At 63.8% G+C, this 22,225-nt stretch carries 19 protein-coding genes; 10 read left to right on the forward strand and 9 right to left on the reverse strand.

The genetic code is table 11. The annotated features are described in order from the left end of the window. The first annotated feature begins 103 nt into the window (after positions 1-103). Genes ubiA through EJC47_RS11630 form a run of 3 tightly spaced genes read left to right on the forward strand, consistent with a single transcriptional unit; the run spans position 104 to position 3,204 of the window. Positions 104-1,021: a 4-hydroxybenzoate octaprenyltransferase gene (gene ubiA / locus EJC47_RS11620; RefSeq protein ID WP_126847820.1), complete on the forward strand. Its 918-nt coding sequence runs from the start codon at positions 104-106 to the stop codon at positions 1,019-1,021. A 52-nt stretch (positions 1,022-1,073) separates the two neighbouring features. Continuing rightward, positions 1,074-2,432: a TldD/PmbA family protein gene (locus EJC47_RS11625; RefSeq protein ID WP_126847822.1), complete on the forward strand. Its 1,359-nt coding sequence runs from the start codon at positions 1,074-1,076 to the stop codon at positions 2,430-2,432. Continuing rightward, positions 2,425-3,204: a 3'(2'),5'-bisphosphate nucleotidase CysQ gene (locus EJC47_RS11630; protein ID WP_033965589.1), complete on the forward strand. Its 780-nt coding sequence runs from the start codon at positions 2,425-2,427 to the stop codon at positions 3,202-3,204. Before EJC47_RS11625 ends, EJC47_RS11630 begins: the two co-directional genes overlap by 8 nt. Before the next feature lie 161 nt (positions 3,205-3,365). Here the strand turns inward: EJC47_RS11630 and EJC47_RS11635 are convergent, their stop codons facing one another. Continuing rightward, a complete protein-coding gene (locus EJC47_RS11635; protein ID WP_126847824.1) occupies positions 3,366-4,058 on the reverse strand; it encodes a hypothetical protein in 693 nt (230 codons plus the stop codon). Between the two features lie 5 nt (positions 4,059-4,063). Beyond that, entirely contained in the window at positions 4,064-5,263 is a 1,200-nt protein-coding gene (locus tag EJC47_RS11640; protein WP_126847826.1) for a toxic anion resistance protein, read from the reverse strand. Between the two features lie 172 nt (positions 5,264-5,435). Here EJC47_RS11640 and EJC47_RS11645 point away from each other — a divergent pair, with 172 nt between their 5' ends. The 4 genes from EJC47_RS11645 to EJC47_RS11660 all read left to right on the forward strand — a co-directional run bounded on the left by EJC47_RS11645 (position 5,436) and on the right by EJC47_RS11660 (position 11,208). Continuing rightward, positions 5,436-7,805, forward strand: coding sequence for a TonB-dependent receptor (locus tag EJC47_RS11645; protein WP_126847828.1), 2,370 nt, complete (start codon positions 5,436-5,438; stop codon positions 7,803-7,805). Positions 7,806-7,932: 127 nt separating this feature from the next. Then, positions 7,933-9,774, forward strand: coding sequence for a translational GTPase TypA (gene typA / locus EJC47_RS11650; RefSeq protein ID WP_033965586.1), 1,842 nt, complete (start codon positions 7,933-7,935; stop codon positions 9,772-9,774). Between the two features lie 308 nt (positions 9,775-10,082). After that, positions 10,083-10,358: a hypothetical protein gene (locus EJC47_RS11655; protein ID WP_126847830.1), complete on the forward strand. Its 276-nt coding sequence runs from the start codon at positions 10,083-10,085 to the stop codon at positions 10,356-10,358. Between the two features lie 202 nt (positions 10,359-10,560). Continuing rightward, on the forward strand, positions 10,561-11,208 hold the full coding sequence (locus EJC47_RS11660) for an outer membrane protein (RefSeq protein WP_033965583.1): 648 nt from the start codon (positions 10,561-10,563) through the stop codon (positions 11,206-11,208). 228 nt (positions 11,209-11,436) lie between these two features. On the opposite strand, the gene EJC47_RS11665 is transcribed toward EJC47_RS11660, so the two are convergent. Continuing rightward, entirely contained in the window at positions 11,437-12,105 is a 669-nt protein-coding gene (locus EJC47_RS11665; protein WP_126847832.1) for a peptidylprolyl isomerase, read from the reverse strand. Between the two features lie 7 nt (positions 12,106-12,112). Further along, positions 12,113-12,514 carry an EVE domain-containing protein gene (locus EJC47_RS11670; RefSeq protein WP_126847834.1) on the reverse strand — a complete coding sequence of 134 codons (402 nt, stop codon included), beginning with the start codon at positions 12,512-12,514 and terminating at the stop codon, positions 12,113-12,115. A 142-nt stretch (positions 12,515-12,656) separates the two neighbouring features. Between EJC47_RS11670 and EJC47_RS11675 the strand changes: the two genes are divergently transcribed. Both EJC47_RS11675 and EJC47_RS11680 read left to right on the forward strand, forming a co-directional pair. Continuing rightward, positions 12,657-13,055: a hypothetical protein gene (locus EJC47_RS11675; RefSeq protein WP_033965581.1), complete on the forward strand. Its 399-nt coding sequence runs from the start codon at positions 12,657-12,659 to the stop codon at positions 13,053-13,055. 93 nt (positions 13,056-13,148) lie between these two features. Continuing rightward, a complete protein-coding gene (locus tag EJC47_RS11680; RefSeq protein ID WP_033965580.1) occupies positions 13,149-13,418 on the forward strand; it encodes a DUF3297 family protein in 270 nt (89 codons plus the stop codon). A 118-nt stretch (positions 13,419-13,536) separates the two neighbouring features. Here the strand turns inward: EJC47_RS11680 and EJC47_RS11685 are convergent, their stop codons facing one another. Both EJC47_RS11685 and EJC47_RS11690 read right to left on the reverse strand, forming a co-directional pair. After that, positions 13,537-14,337 (reverse strand): LytR/AlgR family response regulator transcription factor, encoded by an 801-nt coding sequence (locus tag EJC47_RS11685; protein WP_010404257.1) that lies wholly within the window; start codon positions 14,335-14,337, stop codon positions 13,537-13,539. Continuing rightward, on the reverse strand, positions 14,334-15,458 hold the full coding sequence (locus tag EJC47_RS11690; RefSeq protein ID WP_126847836.1) for a sensor histidine kinase: 1,125 nt from the start codon (positions 15,456-15,458) through the stop codon (positions 14,334-14,336). Before EJC47_RS11690 ends, EJC47_RS11685 begins: the two co-directional genes overlap by 4 nt. Before the next feature lie 118 nt (positions 15,459-15,576). Here EJC47_RS11690 and EJC47_RS11695 point away from each other — a divergent pair, with 118 nt between their 5' ends. Further along, positions 15,577-16,173, forward strand: coding sequence for an HD domain-containing protein (locus EJC47_RS11695; protein ID WP_126847838.1), 597 nt, complete (start codon positions 15,577-15,579; stop codon positions 16,171-16,173). A gap of 84 nt (positions 16,174-16,257) precedes the next feature. Here EJC47_RS11695 and EJC47_RS11700 read toward each other — a convergent pair whose 3' ends face one another. The 3 genes from EJC47_RS11700 to EJC47_RS11710 all read right to left on the reverse strand — a co-directional run bounded on the left by EJC47_RS11700 (position 16,258) and on the right by EJC47_RS11710 (position 22,171). Beyond that, positions 16,258-19,590, reverse strand: coding sequence for a TonB-dependent receptor (locus EJC47_RS11700; RefSeq protein ID WP_126847840.1), 3,333 nt, complete (start codon positions 19,588-19,590; stop codon positions 16,258-16,260). Between the two features lie 177 nt (positions 19,591-19,767). Continuing rightward, positions 19,768-21,903: an NAD-dependent DNA ligase LigA gene (gene ligA, locus EJC47_RS11705; RefSeq protein WP_126847842.1), complete on the reverse strand. Its 2,136-nt coding sequence runs from the start codon at positions 21,901-21,903 to the stop codon at positions 19,768-19,770. Positions 21,904-21,943: 40 nt separating this feature from the next. Further along, entirely contained in the window at positions 21,944-22,171 is a 228-nt protein-coding gene (locus EJC47_RS11710; protein WP_231565191.1) for a hypothetical protein, read from the reverse strand. Positions 22,172-22,225: the final 54 nt, after the last annotated feature.

The raw sequence follows: 22,225 nt of genomic DNA on the forward strand, positions 1-22,225 counted from the left end.
CCTTATTCGGGTCTTGGCACCGCTATCGGCGCAGAGCGTGGCGAAGTCGAGGCGATGCGCGCCGGGGCTGTTGCGCGGCCGCTGGCTGGTGCATGGAGCGCGCATGACTGCTGCCGATCTTACCCCGGATACCGAACATCGCGGCCTTGTCGGCTTGCTGCCCGCTGCGGTGCGCCCGTTTGCGCTGCTGGCGCGATTCGATCGGCCGATCGGGTGGTGGCTGTTGTTCTGGCCGGGGGCGTGGGGTGTGGCGCTGGCAGGCGGGGCAGTATCGCGCTGGGATTTGATCCTGTGGCTGTTGCTCGGCAGCATCGCCATGCGCGGCGCGGGGTGCGTGTATAACGACATTGTCGACCGCGATCTCGACCGGCAAGTGGCGCGCACGCGCAGCCGTCCGCTGGCGAGCGGGGCGGTGTCGCTGAAGGCGGCGTGGGTTTGGCTGCTGGTGTTGTGCCTGCTTGGCCTGCTCGTGCTGCTGCAACTCACCCTGTATGCGGGCGTGGTCGCGCTGCTGAGCCTTGCCCCGGTCGCTGCCTATCCCTTCATGAAGCGCATTACCTGGTGGCCGCAAGTGTGGTTGGGCCTCGTCTTTTCCTGGGCGGCACTGGTCGGGTGGAGCGACATCATGGGCGCGCTCACCGCGACCGGCCTGCTGCTTTATGCCGGGTCGATTTGCTGGGTGGTCGGCTATGACACGATCTATGCGCTGCAGGACCGTGAGGATGACGCGCTGATCGGCGTGCGGTCCTCGGCGTTGCGGATGGGCGCGCGGGTGCGCTTGGGCGTCGGGTTGTTCTATCTGGCGGCGCTGGCGCTGTGGGCGGGGGCGATCTGGCTGTTGCGGCCCGATTGGTTGGCGCTGGTCGCGCTGCTGCCGGTGGCGGGGCATTTCCTTTGGCAAGTCGCAACCTTGTCGCCCGATAACGGCGCGGGCGCGCTGCGCCGCTTCCGCTCCAACCGCTTTGCCGGGCTGCTGATGTTCCTGGCCTGTGTGGTGGTGGGCACACCCTGGCCTTATTGAACGACACTGCGTGCGGTTGCGCGGTGATGCCGCCGCTCCTAAGTCTTCGCTCATGTTGACCCCAGACCAAGGGCGCGATCGCGCCGCCGCTATCGTCTCCCGCGCGCGCGCTGCCGGGGCCGATGCCGCCGATGCGGTGTATGCCGCCGACACCGCGCTCGACATTTCGGTGCGGCTGGGCGCGCTGGAGGATGTCGGGCGGTCGGAAAGCGCCGAGCTTGGCCTGCGCGTGTTCGTCGGCAAGCGTTCGGCGAGCGTGTCCACCTCCGATCTGTCGGACGGTGCCCTTGCCGCTGTGGTCGACCGCGCGATCGCGATGGCGCGCGAGGCACCCGAGGATGCCTGGGCCGGTCTCGCCCCGGCCGAGCGGCTGATGCACGGCACCCCCCCGTTGCTCGATATCGACGATTTGGCGCAGGGTGGCAGCGAGCCCAGCCCCGAGGGGCTGCGCGATGCGGCGCTGGCCGCAGAAGATGCCGCGCGGGCAGTGGCGGGCGTCACCAATAGCGAGGGCGGCTCTGCCAGCGCCTCGCGCTCGATCTGGGCGCTCGCCACCAGCCACGGCTTTGCCGCCGCTTATGCCGCGACCGGTTATGGCCTGTCGGCCAGCGTACTGGCGGGCGAGGGCGGGGCGATGGTGCGCGACTATGCCTATAGCTCGGCGCGCCACTTGCGCGCGCTGGAAGCGCCCGAGGTGATCGGCACGCGCGCGGGCGAGCGCGCGGTCGCCCGCGTCAATCCCGGACGGCTTGCCAGCGGGCCGATGACGGTGGTGTTCGATCCGCGTGTGGGCTCCAGCCTGCTCGGGCATCTGACCGGGGCGATTTCGGGGCAGGCGATTACGCGCAAGACCAGCTTCCTGCTGGAGGCGCTCGGCACGCAGGTGTTTGCGAGCGGCGTGACCGTGCTCGACGATCCGCACCGCCCGCATGGCCTGCGCTCGCGCCCGTTCGATGGCGAGGGGCTGCCGGTGTCGCCGACCGCGATCATTGAGGCGGGGATGCTTGAACGCTGGCTGCTCGACAGCGCATCTGCGCGGCAATTGGGGCTCGAGCCGACCGGCCATGCCGCGCGCGGCGTGAGCGGCGCGCCCGGGGTTTCGACCAGCAATTTGCATATGGCGGCGGGACATGTCCCGCCGGAAACCTTGATCGCCGACATCACCGACGGCGTGTTCGTCACCGAGCTGATCGGCATGGGCGTTAACGGCGTTACCGGTGATTACAGCCGAGGGGCAGCGGGATTCCGGATCGAGCGGGGGGAGATTACCGGGCCGGTTGCCGAGTTCACCATTGCCGGCAATTTGAAGGATATGTTCCTTAACCTGACGCCCGCGAACGACCTGGAATTCCGCTATGGTACCAATGTGCCGACGCTCAGGATCGAGGGGATGACGGTGGCGAGTGGCTGATGCGGGCCTGGCCGACGCAGTGGCAGCGATCGCCGAGGAGGCGGGGGCGCTGGCGCTGCGGCATTGGCGCACCGATTTTCACCGCTGGGAGAAGGGGCCGAACGACCCGGTCAGCCAGGTCGATCTCGACGTCAACGCATTGCTCCACGCGCGGTTGTCCGCGTTGTTGCCCGACGCCGGATGGCTGTCCGAGGAAACCGCCGACAATGCCGACCGTCTCGCCTGCGGGCGGGTGTGGGTGGTCGATCCGATCGATGGCACTCGGGACTTTATTCGTGGGCGGGACGGCTGGGCGGTGTCGGTGGCGCTGGTCGAGCACGGCCGGGTGACGATCGGCATTTTGGATGCGCCTGCCCGCAATGACGTGTGGCAGGCGGTCTTGGGGCACGGGGCGACGCGCAATGGCGCTGCGATCCATGTCGGCGACCGGCGCGTGTTCAGCGGATCGCGCGTGCCAAGCGATGGCCTGCCCAAGGCCGACCGCGATCTGGTCGCGGTGGCGAAGCCCAATTCGATCGCGTTGCGCATCGCGATGGTGGCAGCGGATGAGGCCGATCTCGTGGCGACACTGCGCTGGGGCTATGAATGGGACGTCGCCGCCGCCGCGCTGATCGCGGCGGAAGCGGGGGCAACGGTTACCGATGCCTTTGGCGCGCCGCTTGCCTTCAACACGCCGCGCGCGCAAGCGTTCGGCGTGCTGGCGACCGCGCCCGGCATCCATGCGGCGGCGGTCGAACGCCTGAGCGAACGCGCGCGGACGCTATCGGTCTGAGCAGGCAAGAAGGGGCAACCATAGCAAAGACGGCGTTTGTCCGACCGCGCGGGGTCGTCCTTCAGCAATCCACGCCTTCCCGGGCTAAAGCAGGATGACCTTGTCTTAACCCGCTCGAAACGAACGGATGGGGAGACGATCCGACCAAGGGCCGTTGTGCGCTAAACCTCATCCCGATACTTGATCTCCAGAAACCGGCCACGCGTTTCGAGCGAGTCGAGGTCCCCCTGCGCGATCTGGGCCGACATATCGCCGATCTCGTCGTCGATGAGCTTCAGCGCGTCCGCCAGTTGCGCATCGGGGCTCTTGCCGTTCCGCGCGACGCCGCGCAGGGGCGGGGGGACCTTGGCATAGCCTTTGAGCAGTTCGGGCAATTGCTCGCCGATCAGCTTGCGCACTTCGGCGGCGACGGGTTCGCGTTCGTCGAGCGTGGCGAGTTGTGGCGACAGCGTTTCCAGCCGCACGCCGATGCCGTCGACCAATGTCTGCGCCGGCGCGGGCAGCAGCTTGCGCTGGGTATCGAGCCATTGCTCGGTCATCAGCGGCAGCGCTTTCAGCGGGACTTGCGTCAGTTGCTCGGCGCGCACCGCAGGGGTCAGCGTTGCGAACAACAGGAACAGCGTCACCGCCACCAGCAACGCGCCGACCAGCAGCGCGCCACCCATGCCGAGCGGCACGAACCAGCCGATCGCGATCGCCGCGACGACGATCGCGAGGTCGGCGCTTGCCGCCAGCGTGAGGCGTCGGGCGATGGCGGTGCCTTGCCGCCGCCGCTTGACCAGCGCCTCGCGACCGGCGCGGGTGCGCTCGAGCAATTCGCCGGCGCGTGCGATCTGGCGATCGACATCGGTCACGGGGGTTACTCCGCTTCCAGCTTGAAGCTGGCGTCGGGGCCGGACAGGCGGTTCTGCGCGGCACCCTCGGCGCGGGCGATATAGCCCTTCGACTTTTCGACTTCGTTGGACAGCGTGCCGACCGTCGCCTTCATCGAATCGAGCGCTTTCAGCTTGAAGCTGTCGATCGCGTCCATCGTGTCATAGATGTTCTGGAAGGCGCGCTGCAGCGTTTCGACCGGGATGGTCGAGGCGGCGGCCTGTTCGTGGATGGTCGCGGTCTGCGACTTCAGCAGCTTGCCCGTCGCATCGATGATGTTCGCGGTTGTCGTGTTGAGCGCGGTGATCTGGTCGAGCACCAGTTTCTGGTTGGCGAGCGCCTGCGCCACCGTGACCGCCGTGCGCAAGGCGGAAACGGTGGTGGTGGAGGCGCGATCGACCCCCTTCACCAGCTCGACATTGTTCTTCTTGACCAGATCGAGCGCAAGATAGCCCTGCACCGTCACCGCCATTTGCGTCAGCAGGTCCTGCGTGCGCTGGCGGACATAGAAGAGCGCGCTTTCGCGGATCGCCTTGGCCTTGGCCGGGTCGCTATGGTCGAGATCGTTGGCTTTCTCTTCCAGCCGCGCATCCATTTCCTTGGACAGCACGATCATCTGTTCGAGCCGCCCCATTGCAGTCCACAGATTGGCGCGCTCGGTGTCGATCGCGGCATTGTCCATCAACAGCTCGTCCTTGCCGCGCGCGAGCGTCTTGAGGATCGCCGAAATGTGCGATTGCGAGGAACGATATTTGTCGAAATAGGTGTTGATACCGCCGCCAAAGACCTTGCTCAGCAGGCCGCGGCCCGAAATGAGCTTGCCGTTGACCGACGGATCGAGCTTTTCGATCGTACGGCGCAGTTCGGTAAGGTCGGCACCGATCCCGGTCTCGCCGTCCATCGCCTTGACCGGGCGATCAAGAAAGCGGTTCGACTGATCGGCGGCGGCGCGGATTTCCTTCTGGCCCATCGCCGAGATGGCATCGACGCGCTTGCCGAATTCGGGAGAGTTCACATCCTGCGCGACGAGATCGTCGACGAAATCGGCGACCTTGGCTTGCAGCTTGGTGCGCACGCCGTCTTCGACCGGGACGAGACCCACCGCCTTTTCGGGCGCGAGCGCGGGCACCGGGTCAGGTGGGGTCAGCACCAGGGGGGTCGTTTCGCTATCGGCAGCGGTCGCCATGTCGTCACTCCAGCCGGGGATGCCCCTAAATGAAGCGGAATGCTGCGGGGTTCAAGTGTATCGTTTTTATAATACACCAATTGTCACGCAATCGTCACGATAAAGACCCGAATCCGACGCGAGGTGCCGATACCGCACCGCAACAAAGTGTGTAAAACAAAAGGGGTTATCGATGCGTCGTTCCTTCTCGCTCGCGTTTGCGGGCGTTCTCCTCGGTTGTTCGTCAACGGCGGCACTCGCCCAGTCGGCTACCGCTGCGGAGACGCCCGATGCGCAAGGCGGTGACATCATCGTCACCGCGCAGAAGCGCGAGCAGAAGCTCCAGGACGTGCCGATTACGGTGACGGCAGTGACCGGTGCCAAGATGCAGGAGCTTGGTGTCAATTCGCTCGCCGAAGTCGCGATGTATATCCCGGGCCTGCGTATCCAGGAGCAGAGCGACAATAACCCCGGCTTCGTGATCCGCGGCATCACCTCGGACAGCGGCTCGGCGCAGCAGGGCGCGCGCGTTTCGCTTTATTACAATGGCGTCGATATTTCGCGCACGCGTGGCGCGTATCAGGATCTGTTCGATCTGGAGCGGATCGAAGTCGTGAAGGGGCCGCAGGCAACGCTGTTCGGCACCGCCTCGGCAGTTGGCGCGGTGAACATCATCTCGGCCCGGCCAAGGGCTGGAACCTCGGCCGGGATCATTGCGTCCTACGGCAATTACAATCGCGGCCAGGTCTCGGGCTTCGTCAATGTCGGCAATGACACGCTCGCGGCGCGTCTCGCCTTCGCCTACAAATATCATGACGGCTTTGTCCGCAACATCGCCGGTGACCCCAATGTGCCCAACCAGAATCAGGGCAAGACCAAGCAAGACGATCTCAATGGTCAGGATCAGCGCGGCATTCGCGGTTCGGTGCGCTGGGCACCGACCGATGCGCTTACCGCCACTTTGGTGCTGACCTATGACGGCCAGCGCAACCCTGGCACGGCGTTCCGCTCGCGCGCGCAAGCGCCGACCGGCGGCAATGGCGGCGACTATAGCTACGCCGAACTGTCGGGTTCGCCTTATAGTGCGCAAGTGCTGGGGGGCTCCAAGCTCGGCCTGAAGCGTGACGTCTATGACGCGAACTTCACGCTGACGGCGGAACTGGCCCCAGGTGTCACCTTCACCACCGTCAACGGCTATCGCAAGTTCAACAGCAACGAAGTGTTCGACGCCGATGGCGGCCCGGCCTGGTATCTGGAATTTGCCGAGGACGCGCGCGGCGACCAATATAGCCATGAAGGCCGCTTCAACTTCACCGGCGACACCTACCGCGCGTCGTTCGGCTGGAACGCGTTCTTCGAAAACAATCTGCAGCGCGTGCCCTTCTCGACCGAAGAGGGCACCTATCTGACCTGCGCCGGTGCCTTGCCCGCCGGGACGCGCGCCGCCTTGCTCGCGGCTGGCATTCCGAGCGGCCCGGGTTGCGTCCTGCCGAATGGCACCGTTGCCGCGGCGGGGGCGACCGCGCTGCTGACGCGCGGCGCGGCGACCGCAATTCCGTATTCCTCGGTCTTCACCAACTACGGCACCAACGACACCTATTCGGTCTTCGCCGACGGCACCTGGCTGCCGACCCCGCGGCTCGAACTCACCGCCGGTGCGCGCATCCTGATCGAGAAGCGCAAGTCGGGCTACAGCTCGGTGCAGCCCAATTCGGTGCTTGCCGGCGTGCCGTTGTTGCCCACGGTCAGCACGGGCGGCGTTAAGTTCACTGCGCAGCGCAGCTTCTCGGCGATCCTGCCGCGCTTCAACGCGCTGTATCGTTTGACCGATGGCATCAACCTTTATGCCACGATCAGCAAAGGCCGCCGCTCGCCGGTGGTGCAATTGTCCGCGGCGACTTCGGGTGGCGTGGCGGTGCCGAGCCTGCAAGTGGTGCCCGACGAAGTCGTGTGGAATTACGAAGCCGGTATCAAGGCCAAGATCGGCGCGTTCAGCGGATCGCTCGGCGTCTTCTACCAGGATTATAACGGCTTCCAGGTGACCGTTACCGACGGCGCGGGCAAGACCACCACGCAAAGCGCGGGCAAGGCGCGCAACCCCGGCGTCGAACTGGAGGGCAATTGGCGGGTCAATTCGCTGCTGCAGCTGTTCGGCAACTTTGCCTATGTCGATGGCAAGATCGCCAATAACCCGGCCTATGGCGTCTATTCGGGCGCGCAGTTCCGCCTGCAGCCGAAATATAGCGCTTCGGGCGGCGCGACCTTGCGCGTTCCGGCCGGAAGCATGACCTTCTACGCCACGCCCTCGGCCACCTATCAGAGCAAGGAATATTTCGAGCTGCCCAATTCCGAGGCGATCAGCCAGGGCGGCTATGCACTGGTCAACGTCCGGGCGGGCGTCGAGCTGGCGGGCGGGCGTTATCAAATCGGCGGTTTCGCCCGCAATGCGCTCGACCGTAAATATCTGATCGACGCGGGCAACACCGGTGGCGGTTTCGGTATTCCGACCTATATCCGTGGCGAACCGCGCGTTTACGGCGTCGAAGTCAGCGGCAAGTTCTGATCGCCGCACTTCGTTCAGCCTTGATCGAAACGGGCCGGGCAGCACAGTGTGTTGCCCGGCCTTGTTGCACCGCACCGTTTCGGCTAGGGGCACGCGATCCTTTTCCCGATTTTGTAACGAGACAGACATGAGCCTCCGCAACGTGGCCATCATCGCACACGTCGATCATGGTAAGACAACTCTGGTCGATCAGCTCTTCCGCCAGTCCGGCACCTTCCGCGACAACCAGCGCATCGAAGAGCGCGCGATGGATTCGAACGACCTCGAAAAAGAGCGCGGCATTACCATTCTCGCCAAGCCGACTTCGGTCGACTGGACTCCGCCGGGCGAAACCGAGAGCGTGCGCATCAACATCGTCGATACCCCCGGCCACGCCGATTTCGGCGGCGAAGTGGAGCGCATCCTGTCGATGGTCGACGGTGTCGTCCTGCTGGTCGATTCGTCGGAAGGCGCGATGCCGCAGACCAAGTTCGTCACCGGCAAGGCGCTGGCGCTGGGCCTGAAGCCGATCGTCGTGGTCAACAAGGTCGATCGCAACGACGCGCGCATCCAGGAAGTGCTGGACGAAGTGTTCGACCTGTTCGTGTCGTTGGACGCGAATGACGAGCAGCTCGATTTCCCCGTGCTCTACGCATCGGGCCGCAACGGCTATGCCTCGACCGACATGGACGCGCGCGAAGGCACGCTGATCCCGATGTTCGAGACGATCATCAGCCACGTTCCGCCACCCGCCGTGGAAGTGGCCGGCGTGCCGTTCACCTTCCTCGTCACGCTGCTCGACCGCGATCCGTTTCTCGGCCGCATCCTCACCGGCCGCGTCAATTCGGGCACGGTCAAGGTCAACCAGCCGATCCACGCGCTCGACAATGATGGCAAGATCATCGAGACCGGTCGCGCCTCCAAGATCATGTCGTTCCGCGGGCTCGACCGCGTGCCGGTCGACGAAGCCAAGGCAGGCGACATTATCAGCCTCGCCGGTCTGACCGTCGCGACCGTCGCCAACACCATCGCCGACATCACCGTGACCGAGCCGCTGCACGCACAGCCGATCGATCCGCCCACGCTGTCGATGCGCTTTGCCGTCAACGATTCGCCGATGGCGGGGCGTGAGGGCACCAAGGTGACCAGCCGCATGATCCGCGACCGTTTGTTCCGCGAAGCCGAATCGAACGTCGCCGTGAAGGTGGTGGAAGCCGCCGACAAGGACAGCTTCGAAGTCGCCGGTCGCGGCGAGCTTCAGCTTGGCGTGCTGATCGAGACGATGCGCCGTGAGGGTTTCGAACTGGGCATTTCGCGTCCGCGCGTGCTGTTCCAGGAAGATGAGGACGGCAAGAAGACCGAGCCATATGAAACGGTCATCATCGATGTGGACGAGGAATATTCGGGCACCGTCGTCGAGAAGATGAACCTGCGCAAAGCCGAGCTGACCGACATGCGTCCGTCAACCGGCGGCAAGACGCGCATCACCTTCTCCGCGCCGTCGCGCGGGATGATCGGCTATCACGGCGAGTTCCTGTCGGACACGCGCGGCACCGGCATCATGAACCGCCTGTTCGAGCGTTACGGCCCGCACAAGGGCAATATCGAAGGCCGCAAGAACGGCGTGCTGATCTCGAACGGTGCGGGCGAAGCGAATAGCTATGCGCTAGGGCCGCTCGAAGAGCGCGGCATCCTGTTCGTCGGGCACGGCGAGGCGCTGTACGAGGGCATGATCGTCGGCGAAAACGCCAAGCCGGATGATCTCGAAGTCAACCCGATGAAGACCAAGGCGCTGACCAACTTCCGCGCTTCGGGCGGCAAGGACGATGCGATCCGCCTCACTCCGCCGAAGAAGATGACGCTGGAACAGGCGATTGCGTATATCGACGATGACGAAATGGTCGAAGTGACGCCCAAGTCGATCCGTCTGCGCAAGCGCTACCTCGACCCGAACGAGCGCAAGCGCGCGGCGCGGGCGAAGCAGTCGTAAGCGACGCGAGAGCGTGGTAACACCGGGGCCGGGCGCGACAGCGTCCGGCCTTTTTGTTTGGGGGTATGGCGGGGCAGGGCTGACGCGCTGCGCTGCTTTTGGCGCTCGGTGGAAGAAATCGCCGGCGACGGAGCGGGGATGGGGCGATGCCCTAATCGGTGCCCACGCGGCACCCAATAAGTAACTTCCGCAGCTTTCGCTTGCTCCGCCGCAGGGCGCATAGCGCGCGCGGGGGCGCGTCGCCGTCGCGCTGCACTCGCGATGGCGACGGTTCCCGTTGCCAGCGCACGAACACCACAGGAGCACCTATGTCCACCGATCCGAAATCCACCGATTTGTCGCGTCGTCGGCTCTTGTCGCTTGCGGCGGCCGGGGGCGGTGCGTTGCTGGTGGGCGCTGTCGCCGCCGCACCTGCCGCCGCCGCGACCAAGCTGCCGCAAAAGGCTGTCCATTATCAGCCCCAACCCAAGGGCAAGGCGCGGTGCGACACCTGCCTCCAGTGGCAAGCCCCCAAGGCGTGCAAGCTGGTTGCGGGCGATATCGCGCCATCGGGCTGGTGCTCGCTTTACGCGCACAAGGCCTGAACGCAGCGACCGCGGCACGGGCCGCCAGACCCCCCGTTTCGTTCATCCTGCAGCAAGAAACTGTTGCAGATATGTGACGAAACGGGCCGTCAGGACTTTATCCTTGCTGCAGTGCAACTTAGCGTGATGACCCTTGTTGGGTCGGCTGCGGGACACCGACGCGATCGTCGGCACCCCTAACAGTCGAACAAAGGTCATTATTATGCGTACTTTCAAACTCGCCGCCGTCGCCTTGGCGGCTTTCGCCAGCGTCCCGGCTTTCGCGCAGGACGCCGCACCGGCCGCACCGGCAGACACCACGCCGACCGCACCCGACGGCTCGCGCGCGTTTGGCATCGAGCCTTACATCGGCGTGATGGGCGGCTGGGAACAGTTCGATAACGAGCGCAACCACGGTATCCCGCAGGCGCTGAACGCCGATGGCTCGCTGCGCAACAACTACCGTCTCGCAGGCGCGTTGGTACAGGGCGTGGCCGGCATCAACGTGCCGCTGGGGCCGGTGTTCGTCGGTGCGGAAGGCAATCTTGCCAAAGGCGTCTCTGGCAACATCAACTGGGAATATGGCGCAGCCGGTCGTTTCGGCGTGCGCGCCGGTGACAGCGGCATGTTCTACGGCAAGGTCGGCTATCAGTGGGTCGAGTTCGATCATTATTCGACCTACTCGACCGGCAATACCAGCAAGAAGCAGTATGGCGACATCACCTACGGGATCGGCACCGAGTTCGGCCCGAAGGACATCGGCCTGAAGGGCATCACCGGCAATGCCGGCGTCCGCATCCGTGCCGAAGTGAACACTTATGGTGATTTCCACAGCTTCCGCCCGATGATGGGCCTGATCACGCACTTCTAAGCCTTACGGCTTAGCGTGTCGGAAGGGGCGGGGGATGGCGACATTCCCCGCCCTTTTTGCGTGCGGGGGCGCTAGGGGCGCTTCCTCTTAAAGAGGACCATCCCAATTCCGTTCGGGCTGAGCCTGTCGAAGCCCCGCCCCCGGCCCTATGCGAGCCCTTCTCTTGCGGAGAGGGCCCTTCGACAGGCTCAAGGCGAACGGAGGTGGATTCTCCCTCAAAATTAGACTCTAGCGCTTCACGCCTTTGAGCATTTGCCACACCTTGGGCGCACCGGTCGGTTTCGCCACGCCGTCGAGCCGTTCGGCGCGCAGGATCGGGATCGGCTTGACCATCAACTGGCCCTTGAACGCTCCCTCGCCGCCCGGAGAGGTCGGCTCGGCGAGCATCCGCTTGACCACGTCCATGCCTGCAACCACGCGCCCGAAGGCGGCATAGCCGACAAAGCCCGGTCGCGCGTCGAGCGAGGGGTTGGGGCCGACCATGATCGAGAAGTTCCCCGTCGCCGAATCGGTGCGGTCATAGCGCGCCATCGACAGCACGCCGTCGAGATGCTTGATCCCGGTCTGGCTGGTCGGCTCGAGCGGCACCAGACCGAGCATGCGGTGCGCATCGGTGCCGATGCCGCCTTGCACGAAACCCGTTTTGGGCGCGGTCTTGCGGCGTGTCGCGCGGTAGAAGCTGGTGCCTTCGAACCGGCCATCGTCGACATAGGCGAGGAAATTGGCGACCGTCGCCGGGGCATGGCGCGCATCGAGCGCGATCACGATCGGCCCCGCGCCTGTCACCAGCCGCACGCGCACGATTGCGGGTTCGCGGGAAGGGGGCGGGGCAGGGGGTGCCTTGGCAGCGGTGACGAGCGCGAGCGCCCCGATCAACAGCAACGCGCGAACCCGCATCAAACCCTTACCCTTCACCCAGCGCCAGCAATGTCGTCCATTCGGCGTCGCGCACGGGCGATACCGAAAGCCGCGACTGGCGCAGCATCGCCAGATCGGCAAGCCCCGGCGTTGCCTTGATCGTCGCCAGCGGGACGGGCCGTGGCAAAGCGGCGAGCGGTTTGACCGCGACGGACACCCAGCGCGGATCGTCGCCATCGGGCCGGGCGGTGCGCGCGATCTCGACCGTTCCGACAATCTCCTTGGGACCGCCGCTATGGTAGAAAAAGGCGCGGTCGCCGACCTGCATCGCCTTCAGATGCAAGGCGGCGGCGGCGTTGCGCACGCCGGTCCATTCGGTACTGCCCTCGGCCAGCAGATCATCCCAACTGTAGCTGTCGGGTTCGGATTTGAGCAGCCAATAGGCCATCGCGACTTTCCTTCGCTGAACACCGGTTAAACACACCATTCCGCCCGCATTCAGGGCGACTCGCATATTGGTTGCAACAAGCTAGTCCGCCAATGCGTTATAGGGAGATGCATGCAGGGCTGCTGGAGTGAGGAGATTCGAGATGAACAGCCTGTTGAAGAAGATCGGTCTGGCAGCGGCGCTCGGCGCGACGGCTCTGACGGCGGCGGCTCCGGCGGAGGCGCAGCGCTGGGGTGGCGGATGGGGCCATCGCTATTATGGCCATAATGACGGCACCGGCACCGCCATCGTCGCGGGTATCGCTGGCCTTGCAGTGGGCGCGGCGCTCGCGTCGAACCGCAATGATCGCTACCGCGACGACTATTACCGCGAGCGCGGCTACGATCGTTATTATGACGACCGGTATTACCGCAGCCACGGTTACTACCCCAATGACGGCTATTACGCCTATCGCGCGCGTGCGGGCTATGACCGCTGCTGGATCGAGCGGCGCTACGATCGCTATTATGACGATTGGGTCCGCGTCCGCGTCTGCGATTGATCGCGGAGCGATCGGCAACACGGCGCGGGGCTTCGGCTCCGCGCCGTTTTCGTATCTGGCGTACGCGCCCATTTTGCGCCATGAGCCGCAATCATGACCGAGACCGATCTCCCCCCCGACCGCCTGTCTTCCAACCCGCGCAGCCCGCATTATGACGAAGCGGCGCTGTCGCGCGGCATCGGCATTCGCTTCAAGGGCGCGCAGCGCCATGACGTGGAGGAATATAGCCGCTCCGAAGGCTGGATTCGCGTTGCCCTGGGCAAGAAGGTCGATCGCCATGGACAGCCGCTGACGCTCAAGCTGTCGGGTGAGGTCGAGGCATGGTTCGAGCGGCCGGCCGAGGGTGCCGAGACCGACGCTTAACGCAAAATAACCGTCATGCCGGGCTTGTCCCGGCACCCACCATGTCCTCGTGTTCTGCGCGCGATTGTTGTTGGCAGGGGTGGACCCCGGGACAAGCCCGGGGTGACGGTAATGCGATTTAGTGGACGAAGCGCGCGACCACGTCGCGATAGCTGCGCGACACCTTCACTTGCGCGTTCGACTGCAGCACCAGGAAACATTCGCCATTGGTGTGCGGCTTCACCTCTTTGACCAAATCGAGATTGACGATGGTCGAGCGGTGCACGCGCTGGAAGCGGCGCGGGTCGAGGCGGCGTTCGAGATCCTTCATCGTTTCGCGCAGCACCAGCGAATTGTCGCCGGTCTTGATGACCATATAGTCGCCCGCTGCTTCGATAAGTTCGATCGTGTCGACATCGACGCGGAAAATCTGCCCGCGGTCCTTGATGTTGATGAGCTTTTCGAAGCGGTTGGACGAAACCTGTTCGCCGCCATCGGTGAGCGTCTCGACCGAGTCCGGCGCGATCTCGGCGATCACTTCCTTCAGCCTGTCGACCTCCTCGATCCCGCGCTTTTCGGTCAGGCGCTGGCGCACGCGGTCGAGCGTGTCGGCGAGGCGCGATTCCTCGACCGGCTTCATCAGATAATCGACCGCGTCGGTTTCGAATGCCTTCAGCGCATGGTCGGAATAGGCGGTTACGAACACGAACAGCGGGGGTTCTACCTCCATCAGGCCCTGGACGACGGAGAAGCCGTCGAAGCCGGGCATTTGAATGTCGAGAAAAACGAGGTCAGGCTTGTTGGTCTTGATCGAGCGGATGGCCTCGCGACCATTTTGGCAGGTGTCGATGATCTCCACATCTTCATGGGCGGCCAGCCGCAGGGCGAGGCCCTGGGTTGCCAGTTTTTCGTCGTCGACGAGGATGGTGCGGATCGTCATGCGGCCTCTTTCTTCGGTTCCTCGAGCTGGAACGGGATTTCGATCTCGACCCCGAAACCGCCCCCCGGGATCGATCGCGTCTCGAATCTATGGTCCGGCCCATAAGCCTGGGCCAGTCTTTCCCTGATATTGGCAAGCCCGACCCCGGTTGAAAGGGGCTGGCTCGCAGAAACGCTCGGCCGTCCTCGGCTTTCGTTCAAGCCGGGGCCGGTGTCGGATACGACGATCTGCACCCGATCTCCGGCAAGCCGCGCGGTCACCGCGATTTCGGCACCGTCTTCCTGCGGCGTCACCGCATATTTGATCGCATTCTCGACCAAGGGCTGCAGCAGCAGCGAGGGCAGCCGCGCCTTGGCGACGCGTGGGTCGAGCTCGAAGCTTGGGCGCAGCCGGTCCTCGAAGCGCATCTTCTCGATTTCGAGATAGAGTTTCAGCGTCTCGAACTCCTGCACAACGGTGACATTGGCGGTGGGTTCGTTGGCGAGCGTATAGCGCAAAAAGGAGGACAGTCGCCCGAGCATGGCATTGGCGCGCTCGGTCTCCTTCAGCAGCACCAATGTGGAGATGGAGTTGAGCGTGTTGAACAGGAAATGCGGGTTGAGCTGATAGCGCAGCATCGCGAGCTGGGCGGATGATGCGGTGTTTTCGAGGGCGGCAAGCTGATCGATCTGATCCTCAACGATCAGATAGAAATTGATGCCGAAATAGAGCGCGGTCCACCCGGCCAGCACAGTGAAGTTGAGGAAGATCGTGCCCAATACCAGCCCGAGGTTGAGCCCGGGATTACGCGCGTTGATGAAGGAAAACGAAAAGGCGTCGAGCACGGCATAGACCAACGTCGCGGCGGCGAGTGTCAGCACCGTCAGGATCGCCATCGCAAAGCGCGGCTGGCGGCGATAATAATGGTAGAGCGTCGAGAGCAAGAGCGTGATGCTGTAGCCGACGATCGACTCGATCACGACCGGCACCATGCTGGTCATGTCGCTGGCGTTCGAAATGCTCGAAACGCTGCGCAGGATCAGATAGCCGGTCCACCCGGCCGCCTGCAGCGTCCAGAAGGCGCGGTTCTTGTCCTCGAAGAACGGCCGCGAGAGGATCGCGGGTTGGGGGGGAAGCGACATGTGGCTGTCTTAGCCCGGCTGGGAGCGATGCGCAAAGTACGCTATCGTCCGCGCCACCGCGATAACGCGGGCCCTCCCGCTTCATCACAAGGGGAGGAAGACGAGAGGAGAGAGCCGCATGAACCATCAGCCCGACCGCGCGCGCTTCAGCGCGATGGAGCATGGCACCCAGGCCGACTGGAGCATTATCTCCGGCCATTTCGCCGATTTCGCCAAGGGCTTGCCTGCGCGCGTACTGACGCATTTGCAGTTGCTGGACGGCGATTATGGCGGCTTCCCGGTCGATCGGCTCGAACATTCGCTGCAAACCGCGACGCGCGCGTACCGCGATGGCCGCGATGAAGCCTATGTGGTGATGGCGCTGTTGCACGACATTGGCGACACGCTGGGGACCTTCAACCATCCCGAGATCGGCGCGGCGATGCTGCGACCGTTCGTGTCGGACCAACTGCACTGGATCGCCAACACGCACGGGGTGTTCCAGGGCTATTATTTCTTCCATTACATCGGCGGCGACCGCGACATGCGCGAATCGTACCGCGGCCACCCGCATTTCGAGGCCTGCGCCGAGTTTTGCGAGAAATACGATCAGGCCGCGTTTGATCCGAATTACGACAGCGCGCCGCTGTCCTTCTTCGAGCCGATGGTGGGCCGGGTGTTCGCGCGGCCGATCACCTCAATCTATGCGAAGGTGGCGGAAGCGGGGGCGGGCTGACGTTCACGCCGGACGGGCCGTAGAGTTAAAAAAAAGGCCGCCGTCCCAAGGGACGGCGGCCAACTTTCTTAGGGTAAGAGCGCGTTAGAACTTAAAGCGTGCGCCGACGCGGATGAGGTACAGCGACTGAGCAGTGTTCACCGTTTCGTTCGGCGACTTGAAGCTGCTGTATTGATACTTGGCGCAAGCCCCGGCTGGATTGGTCGCCGACCCGACCACACCCGTGAGTGCAGCTCCCGCCGCGTTGAGGCAGGTTACCTGCACCACCGCCGAAGTGTACGGGAAGCCGGTATAATATTGACCGCCCCAGTTCTTGTTCAACAGGTTGGGCAGATTCTCAATGTCGGCAAACAACGAAATCCGCGAATGGAAGACGTAGGCCGGAAGTTCCTGCTCAAGATGGAGGTCGATACGGGTATTAGCGCGTGCCCGGGCGATGTTCTTAGGAGCAATCTTTCCGCGGAAATTCTTCAACTGCGTATTGTTGATGAGGTTGTCGAGCGCGGTCGCAGTTGTCGTATCATTCGCGGCATAGGTGACCAACGGATCGTTGAGGCCGGTCGGCACGTAGAGCAGGTAACGATCATTGTTCCCGGTGGTGCCGAATACCGACGAGCGACCCGTCGAAGTGTCCTGCATCGAGAAGCTGTAATGCTGTCCGGCGCGCGTTTCACCGAACAGTTGCACGACGGTGCGATAGTCGCCGAAGAAGGCGTGATCGAAGCCGACGCTATACTTGAACTGCCACTTTGTTTCGTTGCTGCTGATGCCGTAGCTGGCGTTGTTCGGATCAATCGAGGCTTGGGCGGCATAAAGCGAGCTTGCCACCGAAGACGTCGCGTTGCTGACGTCCTTCACGTCCTGCCAGGTGTAGCTGCCACCCACCGACAGGCCCCATGCAAAGTCTTTGTTAGCGCGCAGCGTGAAAATGTGGCTGCGACCACGCGACGTGTTGCCGATCTGGATGTCCGTGTTGGTATCGGCGGTTTGGATGCCAGCGCCCGGCGTCGGCAGGAAAGTGTAGCGTGGGCGGCCGTCCGGCAGGGTGCCGACAATCTGCGAGCGCAGATCGGTGAAGGTAACGGCCTGATTGACCTTCGAGAATACATAGTCCGCGCCCAGATCAACCCCGAACAGGCGGTAATCGGCCGAGAGCGTTGCGCGGGTCTGCGAAGGCAAGCGGAAGTCCGGTGCTACCGATGCCGTGGGTGCCGTCAGAAGCGACGCCGTATTGGAGGCGAGGAATGTATTGACTGCGCCCGGGATCGACGACCCCGTAACACCGTTGAGAGCAATCGCGCAGAGTGCAGCATTCGCACCGGTATTATAGGGAGCCGCGCACGTTGCGGTCGCCGTGCTCCCCGCCGCAACCGTTGCACGGTTTACAGTCGAGATACGGTTCTGGATGAAACCGCTGTTGCCGTACGAGTTCGAGAAATAGATGTCGGGCGTACCGCCGCTAAAAATGCCGATGCCACCACGCAGGCTAAGCGACGGAAGCGGCTTGTAGCTAAAGCTTACGCGCGGCTGGAACGCGCCCAGGCCGTCAAAATTGTTGGTGTTCGAAAAGCCATAGCGATTGTAGAAATTCGGATTGTTAATAACCTGGCTGCGCGATCCATAGAGATCGTACCGGACGCCATAGGTAAGCCGCAGTTCGGGTGTGACGGACCAATCGTCCTGAAGGCCGAAGGTGTAGACGCCATATTTGAAATTGGACGTCGTGTCGTTCGGGTTCAGCGTCAGTGCGTTCTGATAGTCGAAAGAGCTCGCGTTGCGATTCTGGAAATCGGCGATCGAGTCAAAGTAATAGGAGCCAGCGCTATATTGCAGGAAGGCGTTGGTCGTGCGGTTCTCGGCGTATTCAAACAGGCCCTTGAAATCGTGCTGCCCAGCCTTGAAGCGCAGCAGGAAGGAGCCGTCATAAGTGTCCGTGAACAGAGCGTTGGTCTGACGGCTGATGTCCGGGCCAAGCGCGACAACCGGGTTGCCGCTGCCGCAGGAGGTCGCATTGTCGCCGTTACCAGCAACCGGCGTAAGGACGCTGGTCGGGGCGGTGCAGACGCGGAACTGCGCAAAGCCGCGGCCCAATTCAGGATTCTGGCCACGCGTATAGGCCTTGTAAACGAAACGCGTTTCGGTCGAGACCCGGTCACTCCAATCCGAGTTCAACTGGGCAATACCGGTACGCAGCAGTTCGGTCAGCTTGTAACCGTTCGAGGCGAGACCAAGAGCAGGCGACGTCGTCGATCCGCTGCTGTTTTGAAGGTTGTCCTGCGCATCGTATGCGTTGATGTAAGTAAGCGATAGGCGCTGGCCTTCAGTGACGTTCCAGTCAATTTTACCGACGATTTTCTCGTCGAGGTTGTTCGTAATCGCAAGAACCCCGCCGGCGTCGTAGTTATAAACACTTTTTGCGATCGACTGGACCGAGGCTACCTGCGCGTCGGTCAGATTGGGGACCTGGTTTACCGCTCCGGGGCTGAGTGGGCGGGGGTCAGTGTTCTTTTCATACGAAACCATCACGAACAGCTTGTCCTTGATGATCGGACCCGAGGCCGTAACGCCGTAGGTCTCACTCTTATATTTTGGCAAAGCGACGGGCAGCGCGCCGATTTGATTTCCCTGCAGACCGTCGGTGCTCTGCGAATAGAAACCGTTCAGGTGGTAGGAATTTGTGCCCGACAGCAGGGTCGTGTCGATGACGCCGCCCTGGAAATTGCTCTGGCGGATATCATACGGTGCGATCGAAACCGACACCTGACCGATCGCGTCAAACGGAACCGGGCCTCGCTTGGTGGGGCTGGCATCAGGGTTAAGGCCGAAGTTGTCGCCAACCTGCGCGCCGTTGATGGTGAAGCGGTTGAAGCGGGGATTTACGCCAGCGAAGGATACGGCGCTGCCGCCGCCGCTGCTGCGGTCGAACGTCGCGAAGGGGCTGCGACGTTCGATGTCGCGAATGTCTCGATTGACCGAGGCGACTTTGCTGACGTCGCGTTGGTTGAGGACGGTCTGCGGACCATCCGACGTAATGCCGGCTCGTTTGATTGATTTGGCGGTCACGACGATGTCAGCGCCGCTGTCAGATTTTGCGCCGACCTCGATCGGAAGATCGTAAGGAGCACCAACAACCGTGAAGATTCCGGTGATCTGAGTGTTGCCGGCGGCGCTTGTCACGTCGATCGTATAGGGACCGCCAGCGCGCAGGCCGGATGCCGAAAAGCTGCCAGACGAGTCCGTAGATGCGCGTGAAACGGTGCCCGACGAGGTGTCCGTGACCGTAATCGTTGCATTGTTAACCGGAGCGCCGTTGGCGGTGACCGAGCCGCGGATAATCGCTGTCGTTTCCTGGGCGCTTGCCGCAGCCGGAATCATAAGCGCGGCTACGGCCACGCCAAGAAGAAGATTATGTCGCATGATATTGCCCCTGTGTTCCTGATCGCGGAAAACGCGACTGTCTCGTCGCCTGGCGCCCCCATGCGACTTAAATATTTCGGTTAGATGACAATCACGATTCCGCAAGGTACATGAAGCATTCAGTAATGATGCGTTGCAAAATGGCATCACTGGCGGACTTCGGCGTCGCGATCCCCTTTACCCCGCAGCCGCAACAATCTCCGCCCAACCCGCTTCGTCGATGACGGAAATGCCTAATTCTGCGGCCTTTTTTAGCTTCGAGCCCGCACCCGGCCCGGCCACGACGAGATCGGTCTTGGCGGACACCGAGCCCGACACGCGCGCGCCGAGTGCTTCCGCTTGGGCCTTGGCTTCGTCGCGACTCATCGTCTCCAGGCTGCCGGTGAACACGACCGTCTTGCCGCTAACGGGGGATTCGCGGGTTTCGTGGACGATATCGAGCGGCTCGACCTCGCGCAGCAAGGCGGCAATTACGTCCCGATTGTGTGGTTCTGCAAAGAATTCGATCAAGGCATCGGCGACTTCTGGGCCGATGCCCGCCGTTTCGATCGCGGCGGCGAGCGCCTTGCCACGGCGCACGACGAATTTCAGGTCGGTCTCGCCCAATGCGGGGACAAGCTCGGTGCGGACCGCCAGCACGCGCTCGATCATGTCGGAAAAGGCGGCCATGCTGACATAGCGTCGCGCCAGGTCACGCGCGGTAATCTCCCCGACATGGCGGATGCCGAGCGCGAACAGGAAGCGGTCGAGCCCGATCTTGCGGCGCAGGTCGATCGCGGCGAGCAATTTGTCGACGACCAGCTCCGACATGCGCTCGCGCGTGATCAGCGCCTCGCGATGTTCGTGCAGGCGGAAGATGTCGGCGGGGGAGGCGATCAGGCCGTCGCGGAAGAACTCCTCGATCCGCACCAGCCCCAGGCCGCTAATGTCAAAGGCGTGGCGCGAGACGAAGTGGATCAGCCGCTCGACGCGCTGCGCCGGGCAGATCAGCCCGCCGGTGCAACGCACCACCACCTCATCCTCACCACGCTCGGCGAGCGAGCCGCATTCGGGGCAGGTGGTCGGGAAGACGAAGGCCGGGCGGTCCTCGGCGCGGGTCAGCACCTCGACGATTTGCGGGATGACGTCGCCCGCGCGCTGCAGCACGACGCGGTCGCCGACGCGCGCGCCGAGCCGCTCGATCTCGTCGGCATTGTGCAGCGTGGCATTGGCGACGACGACGCCGCCGACGGTGACGGGCTCGAGCCGCGCGACCGGGGTAAGCGCGCCGGTGCGGCCGACCTGGATGTCGATCGCGAGCAAGGTCGTCTCGGCGCGTTCGGCCGGGAATTTATGCGCGATCGCCCAGCGCGGGGTGCGGCCGACGGTGCCGAGCCGCTCCTGCCAGTCGAGCCGGTCGAGCTTGTAGACCACGCCGTCAATATCGAACGGCAGGTCGGCGCGCTGGTGTTCGATCGTGCGATACACGGCCAGCGCATCCGCGGCGGTCGCGGCGTGGGCGAAGCCCTGCGCCACCGGGAAGCCCCAGTCTCTGATCGCGGCGATCACTCCGCTTTGCGTCGCGCCGGGCAGCGCGCTCGCCTCGCCCCAACCCCAGGCGAAGAAACGCAACGGGCGCGTCGCGGTGACGGCGGCGTCCTTCTGGCGCAGCGATCCGGCGGCGGCGTTGCGCGGGTTGGCGAATTGGCGCGCCTCCTTGCCCGTGCCCTCGGCCTCGGCGAGCAGGCGCGCGTTGAGGGCGGCAAAATCGGCCTTGGCCATATACACTTCGCCGCGCACCTCGAAGATGGCGGGCGCGTCGGCGGGGAGGCTTTGCGGAATGTCGGCGATGTGGCGGACATTGGCGGTGACATCTTCGCCGACCTGCCCGTCGCCGCGCGTGAGCGCCTGGACGAGCTGCCCGTTTTCGTAGCGGAGCGAACAGGACAGGCCGTCAATCTTGGGTTCGGCGGTGAGTTCTACCGGTGCGTCCTCGGGCAAAGCGAGGAAGCGGCGGACGCGGCCGACGAAATCGGCGACGTCTTCGTCGGTAAAGGCATTGTCGAGGCTGGTCATCGGCCGCGCATGGGCGACCTTGGCGAGATGCGCGGCGGGGGCGGCACCGACCTGAACGCTGGGCGAATCGCTGCGCACCAGATGCGGGAACGCCGCCTCGATCGCGGCATTGCGGCGCACCAGCGCATCATAGTCCGCGTCGGAAATCTCAGGCGCGTCGTCGGTGTGATACAGGCGGTTGTGGTGCGCGATCACCTCCGCCAGCCGGGCCAGCTCGGTTGCGGCGGTATCATCGGTCGTGGGGAGGGCAGGGGCCATCCCCCTTCGCTAGCGGAGGACGGGTAGCGGTTTCAATCCGCTAATCGTCTTCGCTGGCGTCCATTTCGGCGAGATGCTTGGCCTCTTCGTTGGTCGAACGGCGCTCAGCGGTCTTTTCCGCGCGGCTGGCCATTTCGTCCCAGGCCTTGGCGGCGCGCAGCCAGCGGCCGCGAACATTGTCGAGGGTGGCCGTAGCCGCGTCGGACTCGGCCTGACGGGCGCGGTCGCGATAGAACAGGGCGGTGGTGTTCGTGGGATATCTCCGCAAATAGGACGGGAAACGAGAAAGCGGGGTGCCGCCGCTTGGCGACACCCCGTATTG

The sequence above is a fragment of the Sphingomonas sp. TF3 genome (assembly GCF_003985085.1).
GTDB lineage: Bacteria > Pseudomonadota > Alphaproteobacteria > Sphingomonadales > Sphingomonadaceae > Sphingomonas.

Coding starts and splice junctions, on each gene's coding strand:
- ubiA (WP_126847820.1), top strand. CDS start 104: ATGACTGCTGCCGATCTTACCCCGGATACCGAACATCGCGGCCTTGTC.
- EJC47_RS11625 (WP_126847822.1), top strand. CDS start 1,074: ATGTTGACCCCAGACCAAGGGCGCGATCGCGCCGCCGCTATCGTCTCC.
- EJC47_RS11640 (WP_126847826.1), bottom strand. CDS start 5,263: ATGGCGACCGCTGCCGATAGCGAAACGACCCCCCTGGTGCTGACCCCA.
- EJC47_RS11645 (WP_126847828.1), top strand. CDS start 5,436: ATGCGTCGTTCCTTCTCGCTCGCGTTTGCGGGCGTTCTCCTCGGTTGT.
- typA (WP_033965586.1), top strand. CDS start 7,933: ATGAGCCTCCGCAACGTGGCCATCATCGCACACGTCGATCATGGTAAG.
- EJC47_RS11655 (WP_126847830.1), top strand. CDS start 10,083: ATGTCCACCGATCCGAAATCCACCGATTTGTCGCGTCGTCGGCTCTTG.
- EJC47_RS11660 (WP_033965583.1), top strand. CDS start 10,561: ATGCGTACTTTCAAACTCGCCGCCGTCGCCTTGGCGGCTTTCGCCAGC.
- EJC47_RS11665 (WP_126847832.1), bottom strand. CDS start 12,105: ATGCGGGTTCGCGCGTTGCTGTTGATCGGGGCGCTCGCGCTCGTCACC.
- EJC47_RS11670 (WP_126847834.1), bottom strand. CDS start 12,514: ATGGCCTATTGGCTGCTCAAATCCGAACCCGACAGCTACAGTTGGGAT.
- EJC47_RS11675 (WP_033965581.1), top strand. CDS start 12,657: ATGAACAGCCTGTTGAAGAAGATCGGTCTGGCAGCGGCGCTCGGCGCG.
- EJC47_RS11680 (WP_033965580.1), top strand. CDS start 13,149: ATGACCGAGACCGATCTCCCCCCCGACCGCCTGTCTTCCAACCCGCGC.
- EJC47_RS11685 (WP_010404257.1), bottom strand. CDS start 14,337: ATGACGATCCGCACCATCCTCGTCGACGACGAAAAACTGGCAACCCAG.
- EJC47_RS11690 (WP_126847836.1), bottom strand. CDS start 15,458: ATGTCGCTTCCCCCCCAACCCGCGATCCTCTCGCGGCCGTTCTTCGAG.
- EJC47_RS11695 (WP_126847838.1), top strand. CDS start 15,577: ATGAACCATCAGCCCGACCGCGCGCGCTTCAGCGCGATGGAGCATGGC.
- EJC47_RS11700 (WP_126847840.1), bottom strand. CDS start 19,590: ATGCGACATAATCTTCTTCTTGGCGTGGCCGTAGCCGCGCTTATGATT.
- ligA (WP_126847842.1), bottom strand. CDS start 21,903: ATGGCCCCTGCCCTCCCCACGACCGATGATACCGCCGCAACCGAGCTG.